This window comes from Mesorhizobium sp. WSM4809 (assembly GCF_055811655.1).
This window is the reverse complement of sequence record NZ_JBVVQW010000012.1, coordinates 88318-100947: the sequence shown is the minus strand read 5'-3', so window position 1 is coordinate 100947 and position 12630 is coordinate 88318. Positions and strand designations below refer to the sequence as shown.

Annotated in this window: 15 protein-coding genes; 11 read left to right on the top strand and 4 right to left on the bottom strand. The window is 65.2% G+C overall.

The genetic code is table 11. The annotated features are described in order from the left end of the window. Positions 1-11: 11 nt before the first annotated feature. The gene (locus AC0L24_RS24785) at positions 12-428 is read right to left on the bottom strand and encodes a VOC family protein (protein WP_127266861.1); all 417 of its coding nucleotides are present in this window, start codon (positions 426-428) and stop codon (positions 12-14) included. 166 nt (positions 429-594) lie between these two features. Here AC0L24_RS24785 and AC0L24_RS24780 point away from each other — a divergent pair, with 166 nt between their 5' ends. From AC0L24_RS24780 to lpxK, 6 genes are all read left to right on the top strand, one after another. Then, positions 595-1938 (top strand): TldD/PmbA family protein, encoded by a 1344-nt coding sequence (locus tag AC0L24_RS24780; protein WP_473564220.1) that lies wholly within the window; start codon positions 595-597, stop codon positions 1936-1938. Next, positions 1925-2728, top strand: coding sequence for a 3'(2'),5'-bisphosphate nucleotidase CysQ (locus tag AC0L24_RS24775; protein ID WP_127810757.1), 804 nt, complete (start codon positions 1925-1927; stop codon positions 2726-2728). Before AC0L24_RS24780 ends, AC0L24_RS24775 begins: the two co-directional genes overlap by 14 nt. 103 nt (positions 2729-2831) lie before the next feature. After that, positions 2832-3077, top strand: a complete 246-nt coding sequence (locus tag AC0L24_RS24770) for a DUF4170 domain-containing protein (RefSeq protein WP_027038609.1) — start codon at positions 2832-2834, stop codon at positions 3075-3077. Positions 3078-3082: 5 nt separating this feature from the next. Beyond that, on the top strand, positions 3083-3874 hold the full coding sequence (locus tag AC0L24_RS24765; protein WP_127266858.1) for a lysophospholipid acyltransferase family protein: 792 nt from the start codon (positions 3083-3085) through the stop codon (positions 3872-3874). Then, positions 3871-5187 carry a lipid IV(A) 3-deoxy-D-manno-octulosonic acid transferase gene (waaA, locus tag AC0L24_RS24760; RefSeq protein WP_027038607.1) on the top strand — a complete coding sequence of 439 codons (1317 nt, stop codon included), beginning with the start codon at positions 3871-3873 and terminating at the stop codon, positions 5185-5187. Before AC0L24_RS24765 ends, waaA begins: the two co-directional genes overlap by 4 nt. A gap of 1 nt (position 5188) precedes the next feature. After that, positions 5189-6214 carry a tetraacyldisaccharide 4'-kinase gene (gene lpxK, locus AC0L24_RS24755; protein ID WP_473564219.1) on the top strand — a complete coding sequence of 342 codons (1026 nt, stop codon included), beginning with the start codon at positions 5189-5191 and terminating at the stop codon, positions 6212-6214. Here the strand turns inward: lpxK and AC0L24_RS24750 are convergent. Beyond that, complete coding sequence (locus AC0L24_RS24750) at positions 6211-6444, bottom strand: DUF2093 domain-containing protein (RefSeq protein ID WP_128288671.1); 234 nt, start codon at positions 6442-6444, stop codon at positions 6211-6213. The two genes, lpxK and AC0L24_RS24750, sit on opposite strands and share 4 nt — an antisense overlap. Before the next feature lie 125 nt (positions 6445-6569). On the opposite strand from AC0L24_RS24750, the gene AC0L24_RS24745 reads away from it, so the two are divergent. After that, positions 6570-7157, top strand: coding sequence for a hypothetical protein (locus AC0L24_RS24745; RefSeq protein WP_128288689.1), 588 nt, complete (start codon positions 6570-6572; stop codon positions 7155-7157). Between the two features lie 42 nt (positions 7158-7199). On the opposite strand, the gene AC0L24_RS24740 is transcribed toward AC0L24_RS24745, so the two are convergent. After that, entirely contained in the window at positions 7200-8126 is a 927-nt protein-coding gene (locus AC0L24_RS24740; protein ID WP_127320850.1) for a LysR substrate-binding domain-containing protein, read from the bottom strand. Positions 8127-8217: 91 nt separating this feature from the next. Here AC0L24_RS24740 and AC0L24_RS24735 point away from each other — a divergent pair, with 91 nt between their 5' ends. The 4 genes from AC0L24_RS24735 to AC0L24_RS24720 all read left to right on the top strand — a co-directional run bounded on the left by AC0L24_RS24735 (position 8218) and on the right by AC0L24_RS24720 (position 10707). Continuing rightward, positions 8218-9111: a DMT family transporter gene (locus AC0L24_RS24735; protein ID WP_127810755.1), complete on the top strand. Its 894-nt coding sequence runs from the start codon at positions 8218-8220 to the stop codon at positions 9109-9111. Positions 9112-9196: 85 nt separating this feature from the next. Continuing rightward, positions 9197-10072: an alpha/beta fold hydrolase gene (locus AC0L24_RS24730; protein WP_127810754.1), complete on the top strand. Its 876-nt coding sequence runs from the start codon at positions 9197-9199 to the stop codon at positions 10070-10072. Positions 10073-10128: 56 nt separating this feature from the next. Then, on the top strand, positions 10129-10455 hold the full coding sequence (locus AC0L24_RS24725) for an antibiotic biosynthesis monooxygenase family protein (protein ID WP_127810753.1): 327 nt from the start codon (positions 10129-10131) through the stop codon (positions 10453-10455). A 12-nt stretch (positions 10456-10467) separates the two neighbouring features. Further along, complete coding sequence (locus tag AC0L24_RS24720) at positions 10468-10707, top strand: hypothetical protein (protein ID WP_127398926.1); 240 nt, start codon at positions 10468-10470, stop codon at positions 10705-10707. Between the two features lie 26 nt (positions 10708-10733). Here AC0L24_RS24720 and mutL read toward each other — a convergent pair whose 3' ends face one another. After that, on the bottom strand, positions 10734-12602 hold the full coding sequence (gene mutL, locus AC0L24_RS24715) for a DNA mismatch repair endonuclease MutL (RefSeq protein WP_473564239.1): 1869 nt from the start codon (positions 12600-12602) through the stop codon (positions 10734-10736). Positions 12603-12630 lie beyond the last annotated feature (28 nt).

Below are 12630 nucleotides of genomic sequence, written 5' to 3'. Positions count from 1 at the left end.
CTCGATCTGAGTTAGTGCGCGAAAACCTGCTCCAGCGAGCGAAAACCCTTGAATTCCAGGGCATTGCCCGAGGGGTCGCGGATGAACAGCGTTGCCTGTTCGCCGGGTTCGCCCTTGAAACGCACCATCGGCCGTTCCAGCCAGTCGATGTCGTCGCGCGCCTCCAGCCGCGTCGCCAGGCGCTGCCAGTCGTCCATCAGCAGCACCGCGCCGAAATGCGGAATCGGCACGACAATGCCGTCGACCCTGCCGTCACTGGGGGCCTGTGCGGCCTGCGGACGCAGATGCGCCGACATCTGGTGGCCGTAGAGGTCGAAATCGACCCAGGTCGCGGATGAACGGCCGATCGCACAGCCCAGCACCTCGCCATAGAAAACGCGGGTTTCATCGAGATCACGGACCGGGAAGGCGAGATGGAAAGGCGTCATCGAAATGCTCCGTGCAGGCTGCGAACCGATTTTGCGTGACAGGGTTCGCGATTTGAACCGCCCACCCTGCATTTTGATTGAAGCCTATGCCATTGCACAAGCCGGACCGGAACAATAGATGGGTGGGCAACGGCCGCACACCGGCCGCACCAGCAGGATTTCAGGCATGACCGATATATCAGACGCAGCAAAATTGACCGACCGCGTCGCGGCCTTGGTCGAGGCTGCCAAGAAGGCCGGCGCCGATGCCGCCGACGCCGTGGCCGTGCGCGGCCGCTCGACCGGCGTGTCGGTGCGTCTCGGCAAAGTCGAGGCTACCGAAGCCTCCGAGAGCGAGGATGTGGCGCTGCGTGTTTTCGTCGGCGGCCGCGTGGCGAGTGTCTCGGCGACAGCGGCGTCCGACCCGAAAACGCTGGCCGAACGCGCTGTTTCCATGGCGAGAGTCTCGCCTGAGGATCCCTATCAGGGGTTGGCCGACCCGGCATTGCTGGCCAAACAGACACGCGATCTCGATCTGTTCGACGCCACCGAGGTGTCCGCCGACCAGTTGAAGGAAGCCGCATTGGCGGCGGAGGCGGCAGCGCTTGGCGTCAGGGGCGTGACCAATTCGGCCGGCGCCAGCGCCGGTGCCGGCCTCGGCGGCCTGGTGCTGGCCACCTCGCACGGCTTCCTCGGCCACTATGTCGGCTCGCGGTTCTCGCGCTCGGCCAGCGTCATCGCCGGCGAGGGCACCGGCATGGAGCGCGACTATGAATTCTCATCGCGCCAGCACTTTGCCGATCTCGATGCGCCCGAGGACATCGGCCGCAAGGCCGGAGAACGCGCGGTGCGCCGCATCGGCGCGCGCAAGGCAGCGACCGGGCCGGTCGACGTGGTGTTGGACCCACGCGTCGCGCGCGGCATCGCCGGCCATCTGGCCGGCGCCATCAACGGCGCCTCGGTCGCGCGCAAGACCTCGTTCCTGCGTGACATGATGGGCAAGCAGGTGGCCGCCTCCGCCATCACCGTCACCGACGAGCCGCTTAGGCGGCGTGGCCAGGCCTCGCGTCCGTTCGATGGCGAAGGCGTCGAAGGCGAAAAGCTGTTGATGGTCGAGAAGGGCGTGCTCAACCACTGGTTCCTGTCGACCTCGGCTGCAAGGGAACTGGGCCTCGTCACCAACGGCCGCGGCGCGCGCGGCGGCTCCTCCGTGACGCCATCCTCCACCAATCTCGCCATCGAACCGGGCGAGCGGTCGCCGGAAGAGCTGATCAAATCGCTCAGGACCGGCTTCTACGTCACCGAAGTGTTCGGCCAGGGCGTCGACATGGTCACCGGCGAATACAGCCGTGGCGCCTCGGGTTTCTGGATCGAGAACGGTGAACTGGCCTATCCGGTCGCCGAGGTCACCATCGCGTCGAACCTGAAGACGATGTTCCTCAACATGGTGCCGGCCGATGACCTCGACCGCAATTTCGGCACCGCCGCCCCAACGCTCCTGATCGAAGGCATGACCCTTGCCGGAGCATGACCTCACCATAGCCGGGGCCACCGAAGATTTGCCGCTGCTGCGCGATGCCGCCCGCGAGGCGGGGCTCATCGCCATGCGCTACTTCGGCAACAGCCCGCAAGTCTGGATGAAGGGCGGCACATCGCCGGTCAGCGAGGCCGACCACGCCGCCGACGCCTATCTGCGCGAAACATTGCTGGCGGCGCGGCCCGATTATGGCTGGCTGTCGGAAGAGACGGTCGACGATCCGGTCCGGCTTTCGGCACGCCGCACCTTCGTCGTCGACCCGATCGACGGCACGCGCGGTTTTCTGGAAGGCCAGCGCACCTGGTGCGTCAGCGTCGCCGTCGTCGAGCGTGGCCGTACGCTGGCCGGCGTGCTGGAATGCCCGGCGATGGAGGAAACCTATTGGGCGCTGCCCGGCCAGGGTGCCTTCCGCAACGGCAAGCGCATTGCGGTTCGCAAGCTGGCGGACACGGCCGAGATTTCCGGGCTGAAGCAGTTGACCGACCTGATGCCGGCCGAATGGCAGGCGCGGCTGAAGCGGGCGCCCTACAGCCCTTCGCTGGCTTATCGGCTGGCGATGATCGCCAATGGCGCGCTGGATGCCACTTTCGTCAAGCCGAATGCGCATGACTGGGATATTGCGGCGGCCGACCTCATCCTGCGCGAGGCCGGCGGCCAGCTGCTCGACCAGCACGGTCGCGCTCCGCTCTATGCCGGCGAGGTGACCCGTCACGGCGCCCTTGCTGCCGGCAGCGGTGAATTGCTGGCCGTGCTCGCCGGCGTCATCGCCGGCCTGGACGCGTGAAGGCGTTTTCCCCGGCGAGATGAATTCATCTCGCCCTAAAGGTTCCAAAGTTGGCGGCTTTGGTCTAGACCTGTGACAAACTCACGATATGTGAAGGACCGACATGGCCGCGGAAGACGGAAAGAAACAGCTTTTGCATCTGGTGTTCGGTGGCGAACTCAAGAAGCTTGGCGGCACCGAATTCCGCGATCTCGAGGGCCTCGATATCGTCGGCATCTATCCCGACTATCAATCCGCGCACACGGCGTGGAAAGCCAAGGCGCAAGCCAGCGTGGACAACGCCCACATGCGTTACTTCGTCGTTCATCTGCACCGGCTGCTGGACCCCGACAACAAGGTTGCCGGTTGACTTCGATGGAGCATGACCTGGCGAAAGGGCCAGCAAGCGATGCCGCGCCCACGGGCAGGGGACGCAGCCGCACGACCAAGGCCTTCTGGCGCAAGATTCGCCAACCGCTGGCGCAGTCGCGATTCGTCAAGAACGCCATCGCCAGCCTGTTCGCCCAGTTCGTGCGCTTCGTGCGCCTCACCAATCGCGTCGTCGAGGGATCGGCACGGTTTTCGGGCGGTGCCTATACCGAATTCGAGCCTGGCATCATCGCCTTGTGGCATGGCCAGCATCTGCTGACGCCAGCCTATTACCCCAAGCGCAAGCCGCTGGTCGCCATGGTTTCGCGCAGCGCCGATGCCGAGCTCAACGCCTTGATGCTGGAAAAATTCGGCATCGAGGCGGTGCGCGGCTCGGGCGGGCGGGAGAATGCCAGGCACCTCGACAAGGGTGGGGCAAAAGCGCTTATCGCCCTGAAAAAGTCGCTCGCCGTCGGCAAGAACGTCGCCATGATCGCAGATATTCCGCACGGCACGCCGCGAGACGCAGGGCTTGGCATCGTTCTCCTGGCGCGCCTCTCGGGCCGGCCGCTTGTGCCTGTCGCCATCACCACCAGCCGCCGCAAGGTACTGGAGAAGAGCTGGGACAAGACCACCATCAACCTGCCGTTCGGCCGTTCGTCGATCGTCATCGGTCAGCCGATCTTCGTGGCGGCCGGCGCCGATGAGGCCGAAATGGAGCGCAAGCGCCAGGAAGTGACGACCGCGCTCAATGCCGCGACCGCCGAGGCCTACCGTCTCGTGGATGCCCCGCGATGAGCGGCCGCTGGGCGCGAGCCATGCTGTCGGCATACCGTTTCGCGGGTGCGGCCGCCTATCCGCTGGTCGGGCCCTATGTGGCCTGGCGCACCTCACGCGGCAAGGAAGACCGCTACCGCCGCCGCGAGCGCTATGGCGTCGCCGGCCGCGCGCGCCCCGACGGGCCGGTGATCTGGATCCATGCCGCGAGCGTCGGTGAGACCATAGCCGTCGTGCCGTTGGTCGAAAGCATCCTCGACTATGGCGTCAACATCGTGCTGACGACCGGCACGGTCACCTCGGCGCAGGTCGCCGACGAGCGTCTCGGTGACCGGATCATCCACCAATACGTACCGCTCGATCTCAAGCCGGCGGTCAGCCGGTTTCTCGATCACTGGCAGCCGGATCTGGCGATCATCGCCGAATCCGAGATCTGGCCGATGACCATCCTCGAGCTTGGCGCGCGCCGCGTGCCGCAGGTGCTGGTCAATGGCAGGCTGTCCGACCGCTCGTTCAAATCGTGGAAGAAACGCGCCAACATCGCTGAGGCGTTGTTCGAGAACCTGGCTCACGTCGTGGCGCAGTCGGATGTCGATGGCGAGCGGTTTCTGGCGCTCGGCGCCCGGCCGGTCACCGTGTCGGGCAATCTCAAGGTCGATACCTCGCCGCCGCCCGTCGACGAACGGGCGCTGGCGACGCTGCGGCGGCAGATAGGCACGCGCCCGACCTGGGCGGCGATCTCGACCCATGACGGCGAGGAAGTGGTCGCGGCTGAAGTCCACGCGACGCTGCACAAACGCCACCATGGTCTTCTGACGATCGTCGTTCCGCGTCATCCCGATCGCGGCGAGGCGCTTGCGGCGCAGATTTCCGGCATGGGCCTGAAGGTCGCGCGGCGCAGCAAGGGCGACAGGATAGCCGCCGACACGGATATATTGCTCGGCGACACGATCGGCGAAATGGGACTCTATCTCCGGCTGACCGAAATCGCCTTCGTCGGCCGCTCGCTGACCTCCGAGGGTGGCCAGAACCCGCTGGAGCCGGCCATGCTCGACACGGCGGTTCTCGCCGGGCGCAATGTTCAGAATTTTCGCGAGGCCTACCAGCGTCTGCTCGACAGCGGCGGCGCCAAGCTGGTGCGCGATCGCGACATGCTGGCCGGCGCCGTCAATTTCCTCCTGACCAACGAAGTGGCGCGCCACGAGATGATGGCGGCGGGTGTGGCGACCGTCGACGAGATGCGTGGCGCGCTGGCGCGCACGCTGAAATCGCTTGAGCCCTATATCCAGCCGCTGGTCGTCAAGTCGCGCCTGAAGGGCGCGAACGGTCGCTAGCGTGGCCTCGGAAGCACCACCATTCTGGTGGGAAGAGCCGGACTGGCGGGTCCTGGCACTGTCGCCGCTATCGGCCATCTATGCCGCCGCCGCCGGCCGCGGCATGCGGCGGGCCAAGCGCGAGAAGATCCAAGCACCCGTTCTGTGCATCGGCAATTTCACGGTTGGCGGCACCGGCAAGACACCGGTGGCCATCGCGCTCGCCGAGCAGGCGAAGCGAATGCATCTGAAACCAGGCTTCCTGTCGCGCGGCCATGGCGGCTCGTTCGCCGAGCCTCACGTGGTCGATATCGACCATGACAGTGCCAGGCATGTCGGTGACGAACCGCTGCTGCTCGCCGAACACGCGCCGGTGGCGGTGACGCCGAACCGCGCCGCCGGCGCCCGGCTGCTGCTGGAACGGCATGGCTGCGATTTCCTGATCATGGATGATGGCTTCCAGAGCGCCCGCATCCACATCGACTACGCGCTGGTCGTCGTCGACGCGCGCTATGGGATCGGCAATGGCCGCGTCATTCCGGGGGGGCCGCTCAGGGCCAAAATCGTCGACCAGTTGGTCTTCACCAGTGGGCTGTTGAAAATGGGCGAGGGCACTGCCGCTGACAGCGTGGTCCGCCAGGCCGCACGCGCCGGCCGGCCGATCTTCGAGGCCCATACAGAGCCAAGCGGCAAGGCAGGGCTTGCCGGCAAGCGGTTCCTCGCCTTCGCCGGTATCGGCCATCCCGAGAAATTCTTCGACACGGTGCGCGAAGCCGGCGGCGAACTGGCGTTGACGCGGCCGTTTCCGGACCATCATTTCTATGCCGAGGACGAACTTGCCGAGTTGGTGGCGACCGCACGCGCCGAAGGGCTGGTGCTCATCACCACCGCCAAGGACGCCGCCCGACTGCGCCACGGCGCCTCACAGGACTTTCTCGACCGGCTCGAGGTGCTGGAGATCGACACGGTCTTCGAACTCGATCACGTTCCCGAGCGCATCATCGACGAGACGCTCGATGCCTGGCGCCAGCGCAAGCTGAAGGGTTAACCGCGCTTGCGCAGCTCCGGATGCATCTCGATTTCGCGGCGCAGCGAGGCGGTGGCGCTGATGTAGGGCTCCTGCCTGGCGACGCTCCAGTATTTCAACTCGTCGAGCGGAATGGTTTCGCCTGTCACCGCGCAACGCACGAACGCGCCGGGACTGGTAACCTGGAAGTCGCCATCCAGATAGCGGATGCGGGCTTCCTTGCCGCCGGGGCCTTCGAAACGGTTCATCATGCGGGGACGCCAGGGTTCATGAGGATTTCATCGCCATAAATTCCCGGCGAGGTCAAGCATGCGACAAGCCTGAGACAATGCTGAACGCTTATTGTGAGGCGGAAAAATGGTGTTGGTGGGCCGCAATGGACATTTCCTCCACTCGTCTTCCCGCCTTGCTCAGGGAAGTGATGACGCCGCAGGCCGTGCCCTCGGGGCAGGCTGATCCAGTCATGACGGCACTGGTCAAGGCGCTGGTCCAACCGCCGGCGCCGTCTCTGCTCGCACAACAGACAGCGCCAGCGCTGTTGACTTTGCCGGCCGCGCCAATGGCCGTCAAATCGCAGCAGATCGCATCGGCTGGCATCGTCGATGCCTATCTTGCCCAACTTGAGACGGGCGAAGAGGCGGCGTTGGCAACGATCGCGGCGAGAAAGGCAAAACCCGAAGCCGAAACGCCGCGAGCCTTCTTGCCGCCTTCGACAACGGCTAATGATAATGCTCCTGCCAGGGTTGCGGGGCTGTCATTGCTGTCGCTTATCCCGCCGCAGGCTCCAGTCCCGCGCAACGCTGCCGCTCTGGGTGCATTGGCGGGCAGGCACAGGCCGGCCAATCAATCCCATGGTGCGGCGCCGAACCCTGAGCACTTGCTGGTGAAGGTCGGCTTTGTTTCGATAATGGCCGGTTTGCTGGGAACCGTGATCCTTGGGTTCGTTCTGTTGTTGCTTCGCTGAGCTTCGAATCGGCTGGTTCTCGATATATGCCCGGCGGAAGGCCTACCGCTCGGCTTCGATGAACGCCTCGATCTTTTCCGGCGCCAGCCCGGCCTCCGCCGCGATGCGGCGGGCGAGGTCGGCGGCTGCGGTACGCGGCCGCCCGATCGGCCGGTCGAGCCAGTAGGACACCGGATTGAGCGCGGTGCGCTCATCGACGGGCGTGATGCGGCCCGATTGCAATTGATGCCCGGTCAGGGGTGGGCGTGCCAGCGCGATGCCGAGCCCATAGGCGGCGGCGTCGAGCACCAGATTGTAGTCCTCGAAGCGACGGTCCTGCGGGCGCGGGCGATAATCCATGCCTTGCGCGGCAAACCAGGCGCGCCAGGCAGACGCGTCGGAATCGTTGATCAGCGGATATTTGAGCAGCCGGGCAGGGTCGCCGCGGCCGATCTCGCGGGCAAGCTCGGGTGACGCGACGGGGAAGACATGTTCCTCGAAAAGCTGCACCGAGACGCGGCCCGGAATGCCGCCGCGTCCACAGCGGATGGAGAGATCGATGCCCTCATCGGCAAGATCGGCCTGGCGGATGTCGACATCGAGCACGATGCGCAGCTTCGAGGGGTTGTTCTCCAGAGCCGCCATGCGCGGCATCAGCCACAGTCCGCTGACCGAGGGGATCGAGGTCAGCCGCACCACCGCCGTGCCACGCGGCTCGACCCAGCGGTCGGAATGGGTCGATATCAGCGCAAAGGCTTCCGCCGTGCGCAGATGCAGCCGGTTGCCCTCGATCGTCAGCGAGACACCGCGCGCCCCACGGTCGAAGACTTTCAATCCCAGCCAGTCCTCGAGCTTGGCGATCTGCCGGCTGACGGCGCCATGGGTGATGTTGAGCTTTTCGGCGGCCGCCGAAAAGCTGCCTGTTCGCGCCGCCGCATCGAAGGCGCGCAGTGTTTCGAGCGGTACCATTGTGTCCGAGCTGTGATCCATAGTCACAGGTGATCCTCGATTTGGTCGTTTGTCAACTGGCCTGAAATGGCGTTTTCTGCCTTTCAGGACCGAAGAATGCGAGGGCAGTGAGATGAACGCAATGACGGGCACGTTGAATTCGACACAGCGGATGGACACCACGGCAGCCATTGCTGTCGCACTGACGGTGGTTGGTTGGGCCTCCGCCTTTCCGGCGATCCGCGCCGGTCTCGCCGCCTTCGGACCGCTGGAACTCGGCGCGTTGCGCTTTGCCATCGCCGCGGTGCCGGCGGCGATCTTCCTGGCCATCAAGCGCCCGGCGCTGCCAAGGCTCGACGAAGTGTGGCGCCTGGTCTTTGGCGGCGCCATCTTCGTCGCGCTCTACACCGTCATGCTCAATTTCGGCGAACTGACCGTCTCTGCCGGTGCCGCCGGCTTCATCATCAATGTCAGCCCGATCTTCACCGCCATCATGGCGATGGTCCTGCTGGGCGAGCGCTTTTCGGGCATGGCCTGGGCCGGTACGGTGATTTCCTTCGCCGGCATTGGCGTCATCGCCATGGCCGACGGGAATGGACTGTCTTTTAACACCGGTGCTTTTCTGGTGCTTGGTTCGGCCTTGTGCTCGGCCGTCAACACCATCGTCCAGAAGCCGCTGTTTGCCCGCCATCATCCGTTGACCATCTCCGCTTCGAACATGGTGCTCGGCGCACTATGCCTGGCACCCTTCCTGCCGTCGGCCTTTTCGCAGGCGGCGGTTGCCGACGCAGCAGGCCTCGGCGCCGTCATCTTTCTTGGCATCGTGCCCAGCCTGATCGCCTATGCCGCCTGGGCGACCGCACTGTCGCGTCTGCCCGCCGCACGTGCCTCCAACTTCCTCTATCTGGTCTCGCCGATGTCCGCGCTGATCGGCTTCTTCTGGCTGGGCGAAGTCCCGACGCTGCTCGGCATAATCGGCGGCGCGCTGGCGCTGGGCGGTGTCATCGTGGTGAATTTGAAGAGATGAATATTGCCGGCCGTCCGCTTCCCTCATTCGGGAACGATGCCTCGGTCAAACGCGTTTAGCCGGTGTTTATTCGACGGAGGTCCGAATGCCGGGTGCAACGACGCACCGACGCATGCAACTGGGTGATCTATCCATTTTCTATCGCGAGGCAGGGCCGCCAGAAGCACCTGTCTTGCTGTTGCCGCACGGCTATCCCTGCTCTTCGTTCCAATTCCGCCGACTGATGCCGGCGCTCGCCGACCGCTGGCGAACGATTGCATTCGACTGGCCGGGCTTCGGATACAGTGGCACGCCCGATCCGGCCGCCTTTGGCTATGATTTCGACGCCTATTGCGACGTGCTTTCCAAACTTGCCGATGAATTCGGTCTCGAACGCTACGCCTTGTGGCTGCATGATTACGGCTCGCAGATAGGACTCCGGCATTCGATCTCGCACCCCGAGCGGATCAGTGCCCTGATCATCCAGAACGGCGACATCTACGAGGACGTGCTTGGTCCGAAATACGCCACGATCAAGGCTTGGTGGACCGACAAGACGCCCGACAAGCACCGTCCGCTCGAGGCCGCGATAAGTGAGGACGGGTTCCGGGCCGAGTTCATCGGGGAAGTGTCTGACGACGTCGCCACGCGCGTGCCGCCCGATCTCTGGAGCCTTCACTGGCCATTGATGAACACGCCGGTTCGTCGGCAGATCGCCGTCGGTCTGATGGAGAAGCTGGAAGCCAATCTCACCTGGTTTCCGCGCTACCAGGCTTATTTGCGTGAACACCATCCGCCGACGCTGATCGTTTGGGGGCCAGAGGACGGCTATATGCCCGCGGCGTCGGCGCAGGCCTATCATCGCGATCTGCCCGATGCGGAACTGCATCTGATCGAGGGGGCGGGTCACTGGCTGCTGGAGACACATTTCGACGACGCGCTGCCGCTGGTCCGCGATTTCCTGGCTCGTGTTCACGGCTGATCACAGCCGGCGTCTGCCCTGCTCAGTTTGCGTCCGCCTGACTGAAGGAGAACCTCATGCCGACCAAACCGACCATCGCGCGCATCTGGCGCGGTCGCACCCGCCGCGACATCGCCGACGCCTATGAGCCATACCTCCGTGCCGAGGGTATTCCGCCCCTCGAGAAGACGGCGCTTGGTGTCCAATTGCTGCGCGAAGACCGAGGTGAGGAGACGTGGTTCACAACCATCTCGTATTGGGCCGACATGCAAGCGATGACCGCCTTTACCAAAGGCGAACCGACCAAAGTCCATCATCTGGACCGCGATGCCGAGTTCCTGATCGAGCTGCCGGAGCGGATCGACATCCACCGGATACTCGTCGATCGCCAGGGACTGCGCTGAACGGCGAATCTGGTGGTTCGCAATCTCGCCTTCTTCGCGGTGATGTCGCTGATCTGGGGTCTGACCTGGGCGGCGATCAAGCTCGGTCTCGATGACGTGCCTCCGCTCCTGCTGGCGGCGGCACGCTATTTGCTGACCGCCGCGCTTCTGGCAACAGCGGTGCGTGGAGCCGGCGCGGCGTTCGCCCACGGGCGAACGGGGCGGACGATAATCTCGGCATTGCTGGTCAACACCAGCACCTACGAGCGGTGAAGCGATGGCCCGCAATCCGTCCGCAGCTATCGCCGCCCGAAAAGCCGTTCGATGTCCGCCAGCTTGAGTTCGATATAGGTTGGCCGGCCGTGGTTGCAGGTGCCCGAGCCAGGCGTCGCCTCCATCTGCCGCAGCAGGGCATTCATCTCCTCGGCCTTGAGCAGGCGGCCGGAGCGCACCGAGCCGTGGCACGCCATGGTCGCGGCTATTTTGTCCAGCCGCTCCTTCAGCGTGTCGACCGTGTCGTTGTCGGCGATCTCGTCGGCGAGGTCGCGCACCAATTGCCCGACATTGGTCTCGCCCAGCATCGACGGCGTCTCGCGCACCGCGACGGCGCCGGGGCCGAAGCGCTCGATGCCGAGACCGAAGCGGGCAAGCGTTTCCGAATGCAGCGCAAGCCGCTCGGCGTCCTCTTCCGGCAGGTCGATGATCTCGGGCAAAAGCAGCATCTGCGAGGGCACCGGGCGTGAGTGCAGCGCATTCTTCAGCGCCTCGTAGACCAGCCGTTCATGCGCCGCATGCTGGTCGACGATGATGAGCGAATCCCTGGTCTGGGCGACGATGTAGTTCTCATGCACCTGGGCGCGCGCCGCGCCCAGCACCGCGCCGAGCAGGGTCTCGGCCGCTTCATCCTGCCCTGCGCGCGCATCGGCACTGGCGCCGGCATCGAACGCCGCCTGCTCGTTATCACGCAAACCGCGCTGATCGAATCCCGCGCCTTGGAAACCCATGTCGAGTGGCCGCTGCGGCGACCGGGCGGCGTCGAAGCCGGACGGGCCCGACGCGCGGTAGGCCGCGTCGTAGCTGCGGTGGCCGTTTGCCGGTCCGCCGTGGCCGTAGGATGCGGCCCCTGGCCGGAACGCGGCCATCATGCCGGCGGCACCCGTGGTGGCGGCGCGGACGCCGGCATCGGCCAGTGCCTGTCGAATTGCACCGACGATCAATCCGCGCACAAGGCCGGGATCGCGGAAGCGCACATCGGCCTTGGCTGGATGGACATTGACGTCGACGATGGCCGGGTCGAGCGTCAGGAACAGCACCGTCACCGCATGGCGGTCACGCGGCAGGACGTCGGCATAGGCACCGCGTATGGCGCCGGCGATCAGCTTGTCGCGCACCGGGCGGCCGTTCACATACGCATATTGCTGCAGCGCGTTGGCGCGGGTGAAGGAGGGGATCGGCACGTGGCCGGTCAGATGCACGCCTTCGCGCATCGCATCGATGGCAATCGAATTGTCGGGAAAGTCGGCGCCCATCACCTGGGCGACACGGCGCAGGCTGCCTTCCGCACTGTCATCCGTCGCCGGCAATTCCAGCGTAGAGCGGTCCGAGCCGGCCAGCGTGAAGCGCACGGCGGGGAAGGCGATGGCGATGCGCTTGACCACATCGCTGGTGGCCGAGCTTTCGGCGCGCTCGCCCTTCATGAACTTCAATCGGGCCGGCGTTGCGAAGAACAGGTCGCGCACCTCGACCGTGGTGCCGCGATTGGCCGCCGCCGGCCTGACAGGCAGGACGCGGCCACCCTCGATGCCGATCTCGGCGGCGCTGTCACTTGCTGCCGTGCGCGAGCGGATCGACAGTCGCGACACCGAGCCGATCGACGGCAGCGCTTCGCCGCGGAAGCCCAGCGAGCGGATGTCGTTGATATCCTCGGTGAGCTTGGAGGTGCAATGACGTGCGATCGCCAGCGCCAGCTCCCGTTCGGGAATGCCAGAGCCGTCGTCGGTGACGCGGATCAGGTTCAGCCCGCCGCCGGCTGTGACGATCTCGACGCGCGAAGCGCCGGCATCGAGCGCATTCTCAACCAGTTCCTTGACGACGCTCGCCGGACGCTCGATGACTTCGCCGGCGGCGATCTGGTTGATCATCGTTTCGGAAAGCTGGCGGATGGGCATGGCAGCACTATAGGCGGATTCGAGGCTG